18 protein-coding genes are annotated in these 15,358 nt (G+C 71.5%); 6 read left to right on the top strand and 12 right to left on the bottom strand.

All coding sequences use genetic code 11. The features are described 5' to 3' along the window. Positions 1-52: 52 nt before the first annotated feature. The 7 genes from BKA14_RS05015 to BKA14_RS04980 form a co-directional block, all read right to left on the bottom strand. Entirely contained in the window at positions 53-262 is a 210-nt protein-coding gene (locus BKA14_RS05015) for a hypothetical protein (RefSeq protein WP_184949754.1), read from the bottom strand. 42 nt (positions 263-304) lie between these two features. Next, the gene (locus tag BKA14_RS43585) at positions 305-1,534 is read right to left on the bottom strand and encodes a diacylglycerol/lipid kinase family protein (RefSeq protein WP_239092486.1); all 1,230 of its coding nucleotides are present in this window, start codon (positions 1,532-1,534) and stop codon (positions 305-307) included. Positions 1,535-1,565: 31 nt separating this feature from the next. Next, complete coding sequence (gene tatC / locus BKA14_RS05000; RefSeq protein WP_184949753.1) at positions 1,566-2,528, bottom strand: twin-arginine translocase subunit TatC; 963 nt, start codon at positions 2,526-2,528, stop codon at positions 1,566-1,568. A gap of 14 nt (positions 2,529-2,542) precedes the next feature. After that, complete coding sequence (gene tatA, locus BKA14_RS04995; protein WP_184949752.1) at positions 2,543-2,881, bottom strand: Sec-independent protein translocase subunit TatA; 339 nt, start codon at positions 2,879-2,881, stop codon at positions 2,543-2,545. Positions 2,882-3,016: 135 nt separating this feature from the next. Beyond that, on the bottom strand, positions 3,017-3,262 hold the full coding sequence (locus BKA14_RS04990) for a hypothetical protein (protein WP_184956563.1): 246 nt from the start codon (positions 3,260-3,262) through the stop codon (positions 3,017-3,019). A gap of 15 nt (positions 3,263-3,277) precedes the next feature. Further along, on the bottom strand, positions 3,278-4,240 hold the full coding sequence (locus tag BKA14_RS04985; RefSeq protein ID WP_184949751.1) for a helix-turn-helix transcriptional regulator: 963 nt from the start codon (positions 4,238-4,240) through the stop codon (positions 3,278-3,280). Between the two features lie 64 nt (positions 4,241-4,304). Beyond that, positions 4,305-5,285 carry a helix-turn-helix transcriptional regulator gene (locus BKA14_RS04980; protein WP_184949750.1) on the bottom strand — a complete coding sequence of 327 codons (981 nt, stop codon included), beginning with the start codon at positions 5,283-5,285 and terminating at the stop codon, positions 4,305-4,307. A 134-nt stretch (positions 5,286-5,419) separates the two neighbouring features. Here BKA14_RS04980 and BKA14_RS04975 point away from each other — a divergent pair, with 134 nt between their 5' ends. Together BKA14_RS04975 and BKA14_RS04970 are read left to right on the top strand one after the other, a co-directional pair. After that, on the top strand, positions 5,420-6,421 hold the full coding sequence (locus BKA14_RS04975; protein WP_438861938.1) for a cation diffusion facilitator family transporter: 1,002 nt from the start codon (positions 5,420-5,422) through the stop codon (positions 6,419-6,421). Between the two features lie 11 nt (positions 6,422-6,432). Further along, positions 6,433-7,512 carry a DUF3866 family protein gene (locus tag BKA14_RS04970; RefSeq protein WP_184949748.1) on the top strand — a complete coding sequence of 360 codons (1,080 nt, stop codon included), beginning with the start codon at positions 6,433-6,435 and terminating at the stop codon, positions 7,510-7,512. Here the strand turns inward: BKA14_RS04970 and BKA14_RS04965 are convergent. Both BKA14_RS04965 and BKA14_RS04960 read right to left on the bottom strand, forming a co-directional pair. Next, positions 7,461-8,927, bottom strand: a complete 1,467-nt coding sequence (locus tag BKA14_RS04965; protein WP_221477229.1) for a GGDEF domain-containing protein — start codon at positions 8,925-8,927, stop codon at positions 7,461-7,463. The two genes, BKA14_RS04970 and BKA14_RS04965, sit on opposite strands and share 52 nt — an antisense overlap. 60 nt (positions 8,928-8,987) lie before the next feature. Beyond that, complete coding sequence (locus BKA14_RS04960; RefSeq protein ID WP_184949747.1) at positions 8,988-9,635, bottom strand: O-methyltransferase; 648 nt, start codon at positions 9,633-9,635, stop codon at positions 8,988-8,990. A gap of 61 nt (positions 9,636-9,696) precedes the next feature. On the opposite strand from BKA14_RS04960, the gene BKA14_RS44910 reads away from it, so the two are divergent. The 3 genes from BKA14_RS44910 (at position 9,697) to BKA14_RS04945 (ending at position 12,060) form a co-directional block, all read left to right on the top strand. Beyond that, on the top strand, positions 9,697-10,959 hold the full coding sequence (locus BKA14_RS44910; RefSeq protein WP_239092487.1) for an MFS transporter: 1,263 nt from the start codon (positions 9,697-9,699) through the stop codon (positions 10,957-10,959). A gap of 156 nt (positions 10,960-11,115) precedes the next feature. Further along, positions 11,116-11,541 carry a class I SAM-dependent methyltransferase gene (locus BKA14_RS04950; RefSeq protein WP_239092488.1) on the top strand — a complete coding sequence of 142 codons (426 nt, stop codon included), beginning with the start codon at positions 11,116-11,118 and terminating at the stop codon, positions 11,539-11,541. A gap of 48 nt (positions 11,542-11,589) precedes the next feature. Then, positions 11,590-12,060: an HIT family protein gene (locus tag BKA14_RS04945; protein WP_184949746.1), complete on the top strand. Its 471-nt coding sequence runs from the start codon at positions 11,590-11,592 to the stop codon at positions 12,058-12,060. On the opposite strand, the gene BKA14_RS04940 is transcribed toward BKA14_RS04945, so the two are convergent. Beyond that, positions 11,970-12,959 carry an RNA polymerase subunit sigma-70 gene (locus BKA14_RS04940; protein WP_239092489.1) on the bottom strand — a complete coding sequence of 330 codons (990 nt, stop codon included), beginning with the start codon at positions 12,957-12,959 and terminating at the stop codon, positions 11,970-11,972. The genes BKA14_RS04945 and BKA14_RS04940 overlap by 91 nt on opposite strands. Positions 12,960-13,041: 82 nt before the next feature. On the opposite strand from BKA14_RS04940, the gene BKA14_RS04935 reads away from it, so the two are divergent. Next, positions 13,042-13,401 (top strand): nuclear transport factor 2 family protein, encoded by a 360-nt coding sequence (locus BKA14_RS04935; protein ID WP_184949744.1) that lies wholly within the window; start codon positions 13,042-13,044, stop codon positions 13,399-13,401. 148 nt (positions 13,402-13,549) lie between these two features. On the opposite strand, the gene BKA14_RS04930 is transcribed toward BKA14_RS04935, so the two are convergent. Together BKA14_RS04930 and pafA are read right to left on the bottom strand one after the other, a co-directional pair. Next, a complete protein-coding gene (locus tag BKA14_RS04930; RefSeq protein ID WP_184949743.1) occupies positions 13,550-13,717 on the bottom strand; it encodes a hypothetical protein in 168 nt (55 codons plus the stop codon). A gap of 23 nt (positions 13,718-13,740) precedes the next feature. After that, the gene (gene pafA / locus BKA14_RS04925) at positions 13,741-15,099 is read right to left on the bottom strand and encodes a Pup--protein ligase (RefSeq protein WP_184949742.1); all 1,359 of its coding nucleotides are present in this window, start codon (positions 15,097-15,099) and stop codon (positions 13,741-13,743) included. Positions 15,100-15,358 lie beyond the last annotated feature (259 nt).

Below are 15,358 nucleotides of genomic sequence, written 5' to 3'. Positions count from 1 at the left end.
GCAGCCTCGCGAGCATAGATGGACTTAGATTGATGAGGGCCTTACGCGAGGGCTAAGCGTACGCGTCGAGGCTGACACCCTGACGCTGACCAGGGACGGGCCTGGGGGCCGCCTCGGCCCGGGGCTCGGGCTGCGGCTGGGGCGCTTCGGCCAGGGCCGGCTTCACCTCGGGCGCAGCCGCGGCTTCGGCCATGCTCCTGAGATTCGACCGGGCGGTGTCGTAGGCGGAGGTGACCAGGGAGCTGAGCGAGTTGATCTGCATGACCTCCTCGATCGGCCGGCCCCGCCGGATCTGATGAACAATTCACCGGAGCAACCGAACCGCACCCGGGGCGCAGGTCAAGTCGAGGTCAAGAGGACCGAGGCGCTCCCCGTCCGCGTAGGCGACGATGCCGTCGGACCTGAGACGCACGTGCCGGGCGCGAAACACGGTGACCCTGGGGTCGCTGACATGAGTGCCCCGCCGCAGGCGCGGTTTGAGCCGCGCCAGAGCCGCCCGCCCGAACGGCGCCGCGACCACGACGTCGAGCAGCCCGTCGGTGGGGTCGGCGTCGGGCAGGATCCGCATGCCCCCGCCGTAGCTGGCGCAGTTGCCCACGGCCACGAGCATGCCCGCGAAGCTGTGGTCCACGCCGTCCAGTTCCATCCCGTACGCCCGCGGTTTGAGCCGGGCCAGCTCCAGCAGAATGGCCAGGTCGTACCGCCGGGGCCCCCGCGGCCAGCGCATCAAGTTGGCCCGCTCGTTGACCAGCGCATCAAAACCCCCGGCCAGCACCGCCCCGAACCATCGCACGTCCCGCTCACCTCCCCCCATCTCCACACGCCCACCTACTGCACGCCCAGCCGCCCCACTCCCTACGTCCGCGCGCCCGGCCTCCGCGCTCTCCGCTCCCCCGCGCCCAACCTCACCCTTTTCTGTTCCGCCCGATTTATCGGCATAAGGAGGTGAGGCGTCGGTGGTCAGGGCGGCGGAGTGCGAATCGTGGGTAGAGGAGCCGTGGCCCCGGAGGTCGGAGGGAGAGCTGAGTTCACTGGAGGAGAATGCGCTGGGAGCGCCGGCCGAGGAAGGACCAGGCACGCCGGCGGGGGAAGGACCAGGCGCGCTGGTGACGGAAGAGCCGGGGATCCCGGTGCGGGAGGCCGCGAACTCGACGCGGGCCAAGTCGCAGGGCACGTACCGGCCCTCGCGCAGGGCCGCCGCGATCACGTCGGCCGCGGCCAGGGGGTCGGCCGGCACGCCGACGCCGGCCGCGAAGTCGTTGCCGGTGCCGGCGGGGACGACGCCGAAGAGTACGGGCCGGTCGGCCACTGCCTGTAACGCCCGGTGGATCGTGCCGTCGCCGCCCACCGCGACCAGTGCCGTGACCCCGGAGGCGACAGCCGCCCGGCACGCCGCTTCGGCTTCTTCGCCGCTGTGGGCTTCCAGCAGTCGTGCGCCCGGGCCGAGCCGGTGCAGCACCTGGGAAAGCAGATCGCGGTGCCGGCCGCGCCCCGCTGTGGGGTTGGCCAGCACCGCGATCTCAAAGCTCGTCACAGCGGGGCAGCATAGCGGCCCGGGCAGTGACCTACGTCATGTCGTCGAAGCGTCCGTCCAGCGGGCGGGGTTTCGCGACGGGGGTGGGCGCCTCGACCGGGGCCGGGGCCTCGATCGGGTCGGACGCGCCGACCGGCACCCGCTCGTCCTCGAGCGGCGAGATCGTGTCGTCGTCGAGCCCCGCGTACAGCTCCTGGCCGCGGCCCTTGCGCCTGTCGTTGAGCGCCGCCACACCGGTCGCGATCAGGTAGAGCACGACCATGCAGAGCGCCAGCAGCGTCATGCCGAACGGGCCGGGGTCGGGGGTGGCGATCGCGGCGAACGCGAACGACAGGAACACCACGATCCGCCACCAGCCCAGCAGCTTCTTCGCCGACACGACGCCGGTGAAGTTGAGCATGAGCAGGATCAGCGGGAACTCGAAGGCCACGCCGAAGATCAGGATCATGTTGGTCACGAACCCGATGTACGACGAGACTTCTAGTTTGGTCGCCTCCCCCAGGACGCCGGCCTCCATGATGAAGGCCAGGCTGTGGCCGACCACGAAGTAGGCCAGGATGCCGCCGCCGACGAACAGCGGGGCGGCGATCGCGACGAACACGTACGCCCATTTGCGCTCGTGGCGGTGCAGGCCGGGCGCGACGAAGGCCCACAGCTGGTAGAGCCAGACGGGCGAACCGACGATGATGCCGACCCACAGCGCGATCTTGAGGCGCAGGATCAGGGTGTCGGTGACGTTGAGGACGACCCAGTCGCAGTACGTCGAACCGTCGGCGCGGGTGGCGATCGAGGAGGGCAGCCGGCAGTACGGCTGTTCCAGCAGCCCGAACACCCACTGGGAGAGGATGAAGCCGACGATCAGGCCGACGACCAGGCCGAGCGACGCGACGAAGAGCCGGTTACGCAGCTCGCGGACGTGGTCGATCAGCGTCATCGAGCCGTCGGAGGCCTGCTGGAACTTGCTGGGCCCCTGACGGCGAAGGGCTAGCTTCATGACCGGCTAGCAGCTCAGCGGTCGTTGGTGCGCTGCTGCACCGGGTCGACGTACGGCTGCTGCTGGTAGCCCTGGGGCGGCGGGGCCTGCTGGTAGCCCTGCGGCGGCGGGGCCTGCTGGTAGCCCGGCTGGCCCGGCTGCTGCACCTCACCCTGGATGGGCTGGCGCGAGTACTGCGGCTCGGCCTTCTCGGCGACGTCGTTGTTGTCGTCCACCAGGCCCTTGGTCTCGGCCTTGATGATCCGCAGCGACCGGCCCAGCGACCGCGCGGCGTCCGGAAGCCGCTTCGCGCCGAAAAGCAGCACGAGGACGACCACGAAAACAATGATGTGCCATGGCTTGAGGGCGCCCATGGGTGAACTCCAGTCGGTCGGATCAGGTGTGCGGGGTCCATCGTACGTGTCAAATCTGGTGATGCGGCCCACGGACCCTCGCGGGTTTGCCACCATCCCCCGAATCCTTGGACAACGGGGAAGGAACGCCGCAGGTTACCCCTTCTTGGGTCCGGGCGACAGGGCCGCGACGTGGTCCTGGGCGATCTCGGCCCGCTGCTGCACCGCCAGCACCGTTTCCTGCAGCTCAGCCGCGGCGGCCTGCAGTTTCGCCGCGTCGGCCTGGCGCTTCTGCAGCCGCAGGCCCGCGCGGCGCAGCCCGTCGAGCTTGCCGAGCAGCCGCACCCCGACGGCCAGCAGGATGATCAGGGCGATCACGACCACGGCGATCCAGATCCACATCAGCACCGGGCCACCCTACCGGCCGGGGCTGCTGTACTGGTCGAGCGCCGCCGTGGCTTGTTCGCGGATGCGGGTGAGCAGCTCGGGCGGGCCGACCACGGTCACGTCGGGCCCGAGGCCGAGCAGCAGCCGCTGCGCCCAGCCCAGGTCGGTGACCCGCATGGTCACGATCCACTCGTCGCCGCCGGAGCGGCGGACCTCCTCCACCGGGTAGTACTCGGTGATCCAGCGGCTGTGCCGGCCGACCCGCAGCGTGACCAGTTCCAGGTCGGGCGTGGGCCGGAAGACGCCTTCGGTGAGGTCGTGCGGTTCGGCGCCGGCGGGCGGCCGGGACGGCTCGTCGAGCTCGGTGAAGTCGTCGATCCGGTCGATCCGGAACAGGCGGGTGGCTTCGGCCCGGCGGCACCAGGCCTCCAGGTAGGCCTTGCCGCCCACCATCAGCACCCGCATGGGGTCGACGACCCGGTCGGTCGTCTCGTCGCGGGCCGCCGTGTAGTAGGTCATCCGCAGCGCGTGGCGGCTCTCGACCGCGGCCCGCACCTGGTCGACGCGCGGGGAGTTGGCCGGCAGCCGCACGGCGACCGGGGCGTCGGCCAGGTCCCCCGCCGCGTTCTCGATCTTGGCCAGGGCGCGCTCGATGACGTCGCGGTGGCCCGTGCCGGGGGTCTCGGCGAGCATCCGCAGCGCCACGACCAGGGCCAGCGCCTCGTCCTGGGTCAGCCGCAGCGGACGGTCGATGCCGGCGTCGTGGCTGATGGTGACCCGGTCACCGTCGAGCGCCATGTCGATCAGGTCGCCGGGACCGTAGCCAGGCAGGCCGCAGACCCAGAGCAGCTCGAGGTCCTCGCGCAGCTGACGTTCGCTGACGCCGAGGTCGGCCGCCGCCTCGGCGACCAGGATGCCCGGCCGGGCCAGCAGGTACGGCACGAGGTTGAGCAGCCGTCCGAGCCGGTCGGCGGACTGCCGGGGCCCGGTCACGCTGTACCTCCCGGGGCAGGCACTCCTGGCCTTGCGGACACTTCGTTGACTCCGGTGCGGTCGTTCATGCCGCGACCTCGTGGCGGGCGACGACCTCTTTCAGGAGCTGAATGACGGCGTCGCGGACCTCGGGCGGCCCATCGGCGCGCACGTCCGGCCCGTAGCCGACGATCGTGGAGGCGAGCCGCTCCGCGTCGGCGTACGGGATGGTCAGACAGTCGCCGTCCGGACCCGGCACCGACTCGGTGGCCCAGCGGCGCAGCCCCGCGGCCCGCCCCGGCCGCACGGTGACGGTGGCCCGGCCGGTCTGCGGCACCGGCCCCGACCAGCGGGCGACGTGGCTGATCAGGTCCTCGTTCTCGGGCGGGGTGAACGCGCCCGGCCGGCCCAGCGCCTTGACCGTGCCGACGATGCGGGAGAGCCGGAAGCAGCGGGTCGCACCGCGGTCCCGGTCGTGGCCCACCACGTACCACCGGCCCTGCCAGCAGACGACACCCCACGGCTCGACCTTGCGCACGGCCGGGTCGTCGACCTCGGGCACGCGATAGCTGAACGTCACCGCCCGGCGCTCGCGGGCGGCACTGGTCAGCGGCCCGAAGGCGGGGTCGACGGTGACCACCGGCTCGACCCCGAGGGTGGCCTGCGGGTCGACCTCGACCCCGGCCGCGCGCAGCTTGGCCAGGCCCGACGACGCGGCGGCGGCCAGGCCGGCGTGCTGCCAGAGGCGGGCCGCGATGCCCACCGCGGCGGCCTCGTCGGGCTCGAGGATGATCGCGGGCAGCGCGTACTCGCGGTGCGCGATGCGGTAGCCCGGTTCCTGATCGAAGACGCTGGCCGTGCCGGTCTCGAGCGGGACCCCGAGGTCGCGCAGCTCGGCCTTGTCGCGCTCGAACTTGCGCTGGAACGCTTCGTGGTCGCGCGGGTCCTCCGGATCGTGCTCGTAACCGGGGACGGTCGCGGCGATCTGCGCGGCGGTCAGGAACCGCCGCGTGGAAAGCAGGCAGATAACCAAGTTCACCAGGCGCTCGGTGCGGGTCCGCGACACGGTTGGCAACGCTAGCAGGGTGGACGCGACAGTGACGTACGCGCTACACCCGGGCGGTTTCCCGGGGCCCCGAGTGTGGAATGCATGGCCGGGTGACCACCCCGCAGACCCCTGAAGACCAGCTCCCGGTCGGTCTGGCCGCCGCCGAGCCGCTCGATCCGACCGATTCGTCACAACAGTCCGAACAACCAGAGAACGAGAGTGTCGGCACCGTCATCATCGCGGGCCTGGCCAACCTGGCCATCGCGGTCGCGAAGCTGGTGGCCGGCCTGTTCTCCGGCTCGGCGGCCATGGTGTCGGAGTCGGCGCACTCGCTGGCCGACACCATCACCGAGGTCTTCCTGTTCGTCGCGCTGCGCCGCGGCGTGCGCCCGGCCGACGAGGAACACCCGTTCGGGTACGGCAAGGAGAGCTTCGTCTGGGCCTTCATCGCGGCCGTGTTCACCTTCGTGGGCGGGGCCGGGTTCTCGATCTACCACGGCATCGAGACGATCGTGCACGGCGAGGAGATGGGCGCCTTCCTGTGGTCGTACGTCGTGCTGGCTGTCTCGTTCGCAGCCGAGGGCACGTCGTTCCTGAAGGCCCGGCGTCAGGTCACGGGCGCGTCGCGGCGCTGGGGCATCACGCCGTCGCGGTTCCTGCGGCTGACCCCCGACACCACGGTCAAGGCGGTCTACTTCGAGGACTCGGCCGCCCTGATCGGCCTGGTCCTGGCCGGGGCCGGGCTGGCGCTGACCGAGCTGACCGGCAACACGGCGTGGGACGGCATCGCCTCGATCGCCATCGGCCTGCTGCTGTTCGTGGTGGCCGCGATCCTCGCCCGCACCAACGCGTCGCTGCTGGTGGGCCGGGCGGTGCCGCGCCGGATGCACAACCAGATCGCGGCCGACCTGGCTTCGATCCCGGTCGTCGACGCCGTGCCGACGCTGCTGACCATGCAGCTCGGCCCGGGTGACGTGCTGGTCGCGGCAAAGGTCGACTTCCGCGACTCGGTGAGCGGCGGCGAGATCGAGGCCGCCTCCGACGACGCCGAGCGCCGCCTGCGGGCCCGTTTCCCCGCGATCCGCTACGTCTTCCTCGACCCGACGCGCGGCACGGCGGGCCGCAACCACGTCGACGGCGGGGTCGACATATAGGGTTGGCGGCCATGGTGCGGTGGCGGTCGGGGACGGTCCGGGCGGTTCGGCGGCAGTGGCGCGGCGCCGTCGAGCTCGACGTGGTCACCGGCGACGGGCCGCTGCGGTCGCTGGCCTACCCCGAGCTGGTGGGCGAGCCCGAGCCCGGCGACCGTGTGCTGCTCAACGTGGGCGCGCTGGTCATGGGCCTCGGCACGGGCGGGTACGCGCTCGTCGTCGCGCTGCCCGACCGGCTGCCCGCCGACCCGGCCGACGACGGCACGACGCGCGACTCGGGTCATCTGGTCAAGGCTCGCTACACGCCGTTGCAGGTCATCCGGCTCGGCGTCGACGAGGAGGCCTCCCCGCACCGCGCGGTCATGGCCGCGGCCGAGTCGCTCGACGGCATGCCCGTGGTCACCGCCGACCTGCACTCCGCGTTGCCGGCCGTCCTCGCGGGCATTCACGCCGACAAGCCGGCGGCCAAGGTCGCGTACGTGATGACCGACGGCGGGGCGCTGCCCGCGTGGTTCTCGCGCACCCTCGACGGCCTGCGCCCCCACCTGGCCGGCACTGTCACGACCGGCCAGGCGTACGGGGGCGACCTGGAGGCGAGCACCGTGCACACCGGGCTGCTGGCCGCCCGCCACGTGCTGCGGGCCGACATCACGGTTGTCGCCCAGGGGCCGGGCAATCTGGGCACCGGCACGACCTGGGGTTTCTCCGGTGTGGCGCTGGGCGAGGCGGTGAACGCGATCGGGATCCTGGGCGGGCGGCCGGTCGGGTCGCTGCGCATCTCCACCGGCGACGGCCGGCCCCGGCACCGCGGCGTCTCGCATCACAGCCTCACCGCGTACGGGAAAGTGGCTCTGGTCCCGGCCGACCTGCCGGTGCCGGACGGCCTGGCCCCCGACCTGGCCGCGGAGATCGACGCCGCCCTGGCTCCGCTGGCCGGAAGGCACCGGCTGCCCCGCGTCGGTGCCGACGGACTCGACGCGGCATTGCGGTCGAGCCCGGTGCCGCTGTCGACCATGGGCCGCAAGCTCGACGAGGACTACGCCTACTTCGTCACGGCCGCGGCGGCGGGGCGGTTCGCGGCCTCGCTGACCTGACTGCGCCCGTCCGACTTGGCGCGGTAGAGCGCGGTGTCCGCCCGCTGGATCAGCTCGTCGGAGGTCTCGGCGCCGTCCCACACCGCGAGGCCGGCCGAGAAGGTCTGGCCCAGCGGGGTGGCCGCCAGCGCCCGTTCGAGCACCTCACGGGCCTCGTCCGCGTCGGCGCCGGGCAGCAGCACGACGAACTCCTCACCGCCGTAGCGGGCCAGCGTGTCGATCGTGCGCAGCTTGCCGTGCCAGGCCGCCGCGGCCGACTTGAGCAGCCGGTCGCCCGCCGGATGCCCGTACGTGTCGTTGAACTGCTTGAAATGGTCGAGGTCGAGCAGCGCCACGCACACCGGGCGGCCCTCGCGGCGGGCGTGCTCGAGGGCCCGGGGCAGCTCGTCGTTCCAGGCCCGCCGGTTGGGCAGCCCGGTCAGGTCGTCGCGCCGGGCCAGCTCCCGCACCTGCAGGGCCTGCCGCTCGACCTCACGCACCAGCTGCGCCATCCGCGTCACGACCAGCAGGAACAGGGCAGCCGAGCCGATCACGATGGCCATGCCGTCGTGCACCTCGCCGTGCAGCACCTCCACTGCCAGCAGGGCCGGCGCGATCAGCGACGCCCCGGTCAGCAGCAGCAGGTGCATCCGGCCCAGCCGCGCGACCTCCGCTCCGGCCGAGGAGGCCAGCGACCGCGCGTCGGCGTGCAGGGCACCCACCCCGAACAGCGTGAACGCGACCAGGAAGATCGACTCGATGGCCCGGTTGAGCCAGAGGATGTCCTCGACGGGGTAGCCCTGGTCGATCAGGTTGCCCATCACGACCCAGACCGTGTCACCGATCAGGAACGCCGCCAGTGACCCGGTGACCCACCAGAACGGCGCACCACGCCGGCCGCCGCCGCGCAGCAGACGGGCCATCATGGCCAGCATGACCAGGTCACCGATCGGATAGGCGACCTGGGTGGCCTCGCCCAGCATGGTGATGTGGCCGCCCTCGGCCGACGGCGCGATCACGTAGACCCAGGCCAGCAACCCGAAACCGGTCGTGATGGTGGTCGCGTCGACCATGGCGGTCCAGTTGCGGCCGCGGCCGGCCTCACGCCGCCGGATCAGGACGGCCAGGCCGAACGCGCAGAACGGGTAGAGCAGCAGGAAGAACGGGTCGGCCGGGGTCGGCAGGTCGACCAGGTGCAGCACCACGTCGCTGAAGACGGAGACACCGATGCCGGTGACGTTGGCGGCGATCCCGGCCGCGAAGCACCACCAGGGCAGCCGCTCGCGGCGGGGCAGCCGGCGCGCGCCGACCAGGATCGCGGCCGCGCCGGCGTACCCGATGCCCATCTGCCAGCCCGCGGTCCACCAGGCGCTATCGGGCAACAGCTGGTAAACGGCAATGGCCAGGGCGGCGACCACCGCGAACACCTTCGACATTCCATCAAGGAGACCGCCACCCGGTTGTTTCCGAGGTCCCCGCGGGTTGCGAACCGGTTGCTAACCCCGCTTGCGCACGAGCGTCACCCCGTCCCGTACGGGAAGCATGACCGACTCGACGCGGTCGTCGCCCACGATCTGGTCGTTGAGGTCGCGCACGGCCCGGTCGCTGTCGTTGCCGGGGTCGAGCACCCGGCCGTCGCGCAGCACGTTGTCGACCACGATCAGGCCGCCCGGGCGCATCCGCGGCACGAGCTCGGCGTAGTAGGCCGGGTAGCCGGTCTTGTCCGCGTCGACGAACGCGAAGTCGATCACCGGATCGGCGTCGAGCTTCCTGATCGACTCGAGGGCGGGGCCGAGGGTGAGCTCGATCCGGTCGTCGACACCGGCCCGGGCCCAGTAGCGGCGGGCCACGCTGGTGAACTCCTCCGACACGTCGAAGGCGAGCAGCCGGCCGTCCTTGGGCAGGCCGCGCGCGATGCAGATCGACGAGTAGCCGGTGAAAACGCCGATCTCGACCGCCCGCCGGGCGCCGGTGAGCCGTACGAGCATGGTCAGCAGTTCGCCCTCGTCGTGCGAGATCTGCATGCCGGCCTGGCCGGGCAGGGCGGTGCGGGTCTCCGCGGCCAGGTCACGTAGCACGTCGTCGGCCGGGGTGCAGTGCTCGAGCAGGTAGTCACTGATCGCCGGGGCAATGATGTCGGTCATGCCGACCACCGTCACACCTGTGCGGCTCGCAAGCAATACATAAGAGGCTTATGCTTCTGGGGTGCGATCCACTCTTCTCCAGCAACCCAAGGCGGTCTTCGCGGTCGCCTTCGCCTGCGTCGTCAGCTTCATGGGCATCGGCCTGGTCGACCCGATCCTGCCCGCCCTCTCCGAACAGCTGAACGCCACGCCGAGTCAGGTCAGCCTGCTGTTCACGAGCTACCTGGTGGTCACCGCGGTGGCCATGCTCGGCGTCAACTGGGTGTCCAGCCGCATCGGCCCCAAACGCACCCTGATCACCGGCCTGGCCGTGATCGTCGTGTTCAGCGCGCTGGCCGGCCTGTCCGGCTCGATCGGCGGCATCGTCGGCTTCCGGGCCGGCTGGGGCCTCGGCAACGCCATGTTCATCGCCACCTCCCTGGCCGTCATCGTGGCGTCCGCCTCCGGCGGCTTCGCCGGCGCGATCGTGCTCTACGAGGCCGCACTGGGCCTGGGCATCGCGGCCGGCCCGCTGATCGGCGGCCTGCTCGGCGACATCAGCTGGCGCGGCCCCTTCTTCGGCGTCGCCGCCCTGATGGCCGTCGCGCTGATCGCCACCGTCACGCTGCTCGACAAGACACCCCCGCCACCCCGCAAGATCAGCCTGGCCGAGCCCCTGCTCGCGCTGCGGCATCGCCCGCTGCTCACCATGTGCATCGCCGCCCTGTTCTACAACTGGGGCTTCTTCACCATGCTGGGCTACGCGCCCTACCCGATGGAACTGTCGGCCATCCAGCTCGGCTTCGTGTTCTTCGGCTGGGGACTGCTCGTCGCCGTCTTCTCCATCACCGGCGCTCCCCTGCTGCAGGCCCGCTTCGGCACTGCACCCGCCCTCTACGGCGCGCTCGGCACGTTCGCCGTCCTGCTGCTGCTCATCGGCCTGTTCACCGACGTGCGCTGGGCCCTGATCACCTGCGTCGTCCTCAGCGGCATCACCGTCGGCATCAACAACACCCTGACCACCCAGGCCGTCATGCTGGTGTCACCGGTCGACCGCCCGATCGCCTCAGCCACGTACGGCTTCGTCCGCTTCATCGGCGGCGGCCTGGCCCCGTTCGTGGCGGGCAAGATGGTCGACCACTGGAACATCCACGTCCCGTTCCTGGCCGGCGCCGTGGCCGTGCTGCTGGGTGTGCTCGTGCTGGCCTCCGGCCACCGCATGCTGACCGCGGCCGACGCCCGGCTCGCCACGCACACCGAGCCCGAAGTGGCCGGCGAAATAGCCGACGAGTTCGGCGGCGCGCCCGACGCCATCGACGCCGAACTGCAAAGCCAGCGCCCCTAGTACGACGACTCCCAGCCGAGTCCCCGCCCTCCCAGGGGGCTCCCACCCACGGCGGTCAGTCTGCCCGATCGGGCCGATCAACGCGCGGTCCCCTGTGGACAACCCTGGATTGTGGATAACCGGGCCGGGGCCGCGCCCGCCGGTATGGTTCGGGGCGTGCCGACCACCGCCGCCTCCCCTCGCATCGCCGCCGCCGTCGACGCTCTGCCGCTCGAGCCTCACTTCCGCGTGCTCGAGATCGGCTGCGGGCCCGGCGTGGCGGCCCGGCTGGTCGCCGCCCGCCTGACCACCGGTCACATCCTGGCCACCGATCGCTCCGGCTACGCGATCGCCACGTGCGCGGCGGGCTCGCGGGCCGAGATCGCCTCCGGGCGGATGAACGTGCGGCAGGTTGCCGCCGAGGATTTCGTGCTGGCCGGCTTCGAGAAACCCTTCGACCTGGTCTTCGCGCTCAGGGTCGGTGCGCTGGACGGCCGCCACCCCGCCCTGGGCCGGCGCATCCTGGCCCGGCTGGCCGCCGCCACCACCCCCGGCGCCCGGCTGTTCGTCGACGACGGGCGGGAGCTGCCCATCGACCGCTGACCACAAGGGCCGCGGCGGAAGGACCGCCCCCGCTGTTGAATGGCCCGCATGTTCAATCATGAGCCTGAGGGCTACGACTGCCCGTTCTGCCGCCTGGTCGCGGGCGAGGACGATCCGGCCGGGGTCAACCTGCAGGCCGACATCGTGCGGCGCAACACGCTGGCCACGGCGTTCGTGTCGCCGTCGTGGTGGCCGCACAACCCGGGCAACGTGCTGGTCGTGGCCGACGCCCACCACGAGAATCTGTACGACCTGCCCTCCGCGTGCGGGCACGCGGTGCACGACCTGGTCCGGGAGGTGGCGGTGGCGATGCGGCACACGTACGGCTGCGACGGCATCTCGGTGCGCCAGCACAACGAACCCGCCGGGCACCAGACCGCCTGGCACTACCATGTGCACGTCTTCCCGCGCTATCCCGGCGACAACCTCTACGCGCTGCCGTCCCGGCCCGGCTTCGTACCCGCCGCCGAACGGTTGCCGTACGCGCTCAAGCTGCGCGCCCACTTCGGCGGGAGGTGAAAGCGGGCGATCGCCGCCAGCAGGTCCCCCCGGGGTGTCAGCACGATGATCCCGGCCGGGCCGTCCAGGTCGGCCACGAACGCGGGCTGGCCGTTGGCGTCCGCACGGGTCAGCGTCAACCCCCGCCCCGCCGCGTGCCGGAAACTGCGGGCCAGGAATTCCCGCACGGCCTCCCGCCCGTGATATTCGTGCGGCGCGGGCGGCATGCTCAGCCAGACGTCGTCGGTGAGCAGCGCGACCACCGCCTCCACGTCGCCGCGGGTGAACGCGTCGGCGAAGCGGCTGACCACCTCGTCCTCCGGGGAGCCGGCCGGTCGGCTGGGCGTGGCGGCCCGCGCCCGCTGCAAGGCGCCTTTGACCGCGGTCTCGGTCGTGCCCAGCAGCTCAGCGGTCTCCGCACCCGAATAGCCGAGCACGTCGCGCAGGATCAGCGTCGCCGCCTGCCGGGGCGGCATCCGCTGCAGGGCCGCCACGAACGCCAGCCCCACCGACTCCTTGAGCTCCAGCCGCGCCTCCGGTCCGGGCGCGCTCGCGGGCAGACCGTCGAGCAGGGCGTCCGGGTAGGGCTGCAGCCACGTGACCTCACCCCGACGGGTCGGCGCGGGCGGCGGGAACGGGGGCACCGGCTCCCGCGGGCGGCGGCGCCCGTCGCGCAGCGCGTTGAGGCACCGGTTGGTGGCGATGCGATACAGCCAGGTGCGCAGCGAGGCCCGCCGCTCGAAACCGGGCAGGCCCTGCCACGCGGCGACCAGCGTGTCCTGCAGCAGATCCTCGGCGTCGGCCAGCGACCCCAGCATGCGGTAGCAGTGCAGCAGCAGCTCCCGCTCGTGCGGCTGCGTCAGCTCACGGAACGCCTCGGCGTCGCCCCGCTGCGCCCGGTCGAGCGCGCTCGCCTCCACCCGCGGGATTGTGTCACGCGGCCGTTCCGATCCGGTCCCCCACGGTGTCCACCCGAGCGAGACCCGCACCGAAGGAGAAACCGTGAGCATCGCCCTGAAGACCGCCCTGGCCTACCACGAGGCCTGGGCCGGCCACGACCTCGACCTCGCCCTGACCTACATCGCCGCCGACGTCGTGTGCGACGCCCCGGCCGGCCGCATCGAGGGCGCGGCCGCCTACCGGGCTTTCATGGCCGGGTTCGTCGCCATGCTGAAGTCGACGACGGTGCTCGGCGCGTTCGGCGACGACACCACCGCCCTGATCATGTACGACACTGCGACAGCGCTCGTGCCCTCGGCGCCGGGCGCGGAACTGGTGACGGTCGCGAACGGCAGAATCACGCGCAGCCACTTCCTCTTCGACCGCCTCCCGTTCGAGCAGGCCCGCCGCGCCGCGGGCTGACACCCGGTTTCCGGGCGCAACCACTCACGCACGTCGCCGTGGCGCGAGGAGCGCTTTGGACGCGCCAGCGGCCAGCTCATCGCGTCGCGGTCCCCGCGGGAGCGACGGTCCGTCACCCACCACCCCGCCAGGACATGCGTCTTTGACGTCATGACGTGACGACGAGAAGAAGCCAGCCCACCAGGACGACGGCCAGAATCGCCGCCAGCACCCACGTCGGCACGCGATGACCGCCGTTGCGGTTGCGCCGGATCTCGGCCCGGATGCGTTCGCGGCGACGCTCGGCGCGGCCGGATGGCTGGTCGGGTCTGTTCATGACCCGACCAGCCTAAAGCCCGCTCACATGCTGGCGATGAGCCGCTCCACCCGCTCGTCGTAGGCGCGGAACGGGTCCTTGCACAGCACCGTCCGCTGGGCCTGGTCGTTCAGCTTCAGGTGCACCCAGTCGACGGTGAAGTCGCGGCGCTTCTCCTGGGCGTGGCGGATGAACTCGCCGCGCAGCCGGGCCCGGGTGGTCTGCGGGGGCGTCTCCTTGGCCTCGAAGATGTCGAGGTCGTTGGAGATGCGGTCGACCTGCTTGCGCTTCTCCATGAGCGCGTAGAGGCCGCGGCCCCGGCGCACGTCGTGGTAGGCCAGGTCGAGCTGCGCGACCCGCGGGTGCGACATCGGGATCTCGTGCTTGGCTTGGTAACGCTCGATCAGCTTGTACTTCGAGACCCAGTCGATCTCGCGCGACACCGGGTCGAGGTCGCCGCTCTCGATCGCGTTGAGCACGCGGCCCCACAGTTCGACGACGCGCTTGGCGGTCTGGTCGCCGCCGCGGCGCTCGACGAACTCGGTGGCCTTCGCGAGGTATTCCTGCTGGATCTCGAGCGCGCTGACCTCCTTGTTGTTGGCCAGGCGGATCTTGCGGCGGCCGGTGATGTCGTGGCTGACCTCGCGGATGGCCCGGATCGGGTTCTCCAGCGACAGGTCCCGCATGACGACACCGGCCTCGATCATGCGCAGGACGATGTCGGCGCTGCCCACCTTGAGCAGCGTCGTCACCTCGTTCATGTTCGAGTCGCCGACGATCACGTGCAGGCGGCGGTAACGCTCGGCGTCCGCGTGCGGCTCGTCGCGCGTGTTGATGATCGGGCGGGACCGCGTCGTCGCGCTGGAGACGCCCTCCCAGATGTGCTCGGCCCGCTGCGACAGGCAGAACACCGCCCCGCGCGGCGTCTGCAGCACCTTGCCGGCGCCGCAGATCAGCTGACGGGTGACGAGGAACGGGATCAGGACGTCGGCGAGCCGGCCGAACTCGCCGTGCCGGGACACCAGGTAGTTCTCGTGGCACCCGTACGAGTTGCCGGCCGAGTCGGTGTTGTTCTTGAACAGGTAGATCTCGCCTGCGATGCCCTCGTCGTGCAGCCGTTTCTCGGCGTCGACGAGCAGGCCTTCCAGGATCCGTTCCCCGGCCCGGTCGTGAGCGACCAGATCGGTGACCGAGTCGCATTCGGGCGTCGCATACTCGGGGTGGGAACCGACGTCGAGGTAGAGGCGGGCGCCGTTACGGAGAAAGACGTTGCTGCTGCGTCCCCAGGACACCACTCGGCGGAACAGGTAGCGGGCCACCTCGTCCGGCGACAGCCGCCGCTGCCCCCGGTAAGTACACGTGACTCCGTACTCGGTCTCGAGGCCGAAAATTCGCCGTTCCATGACGAAACACTAGCCGCATAAGCCACCCATTGGCAGAGTCGTTACTGATGAACGTTCTTGTCACCGGCGGCGCCGGCTTCGTGGGTTCGCACTTTGTGCGGGCCGTTCCGGCCGACCGTCTGCCGGGGCTCGAGGGCGTTCACGTCACGGTGCTCGACAAGCTGGCCCCGGCCGGCAGTGTCGACAACTCGGCGGGGTCGCCTACGACAAGCGGCTCGCCTTCGTGCCCGGCGACACCTACCACGTCGCAGGCAGCCTC

Origin of the sequence: Paractinoplanes abujensis (assembly GCF_014204895.1) — a bacterium.
Taxonomy (GTDB): domain Bacteria; phylum Actinomycetota; class Actinomycetes; order Mycobacteriales; family Micromonosporaceae; genus Actinoplanes; species Actinoplanes abujensis.
This window is presented reverse-complemented; position numbering and strand designations above follow the sequence as displayed.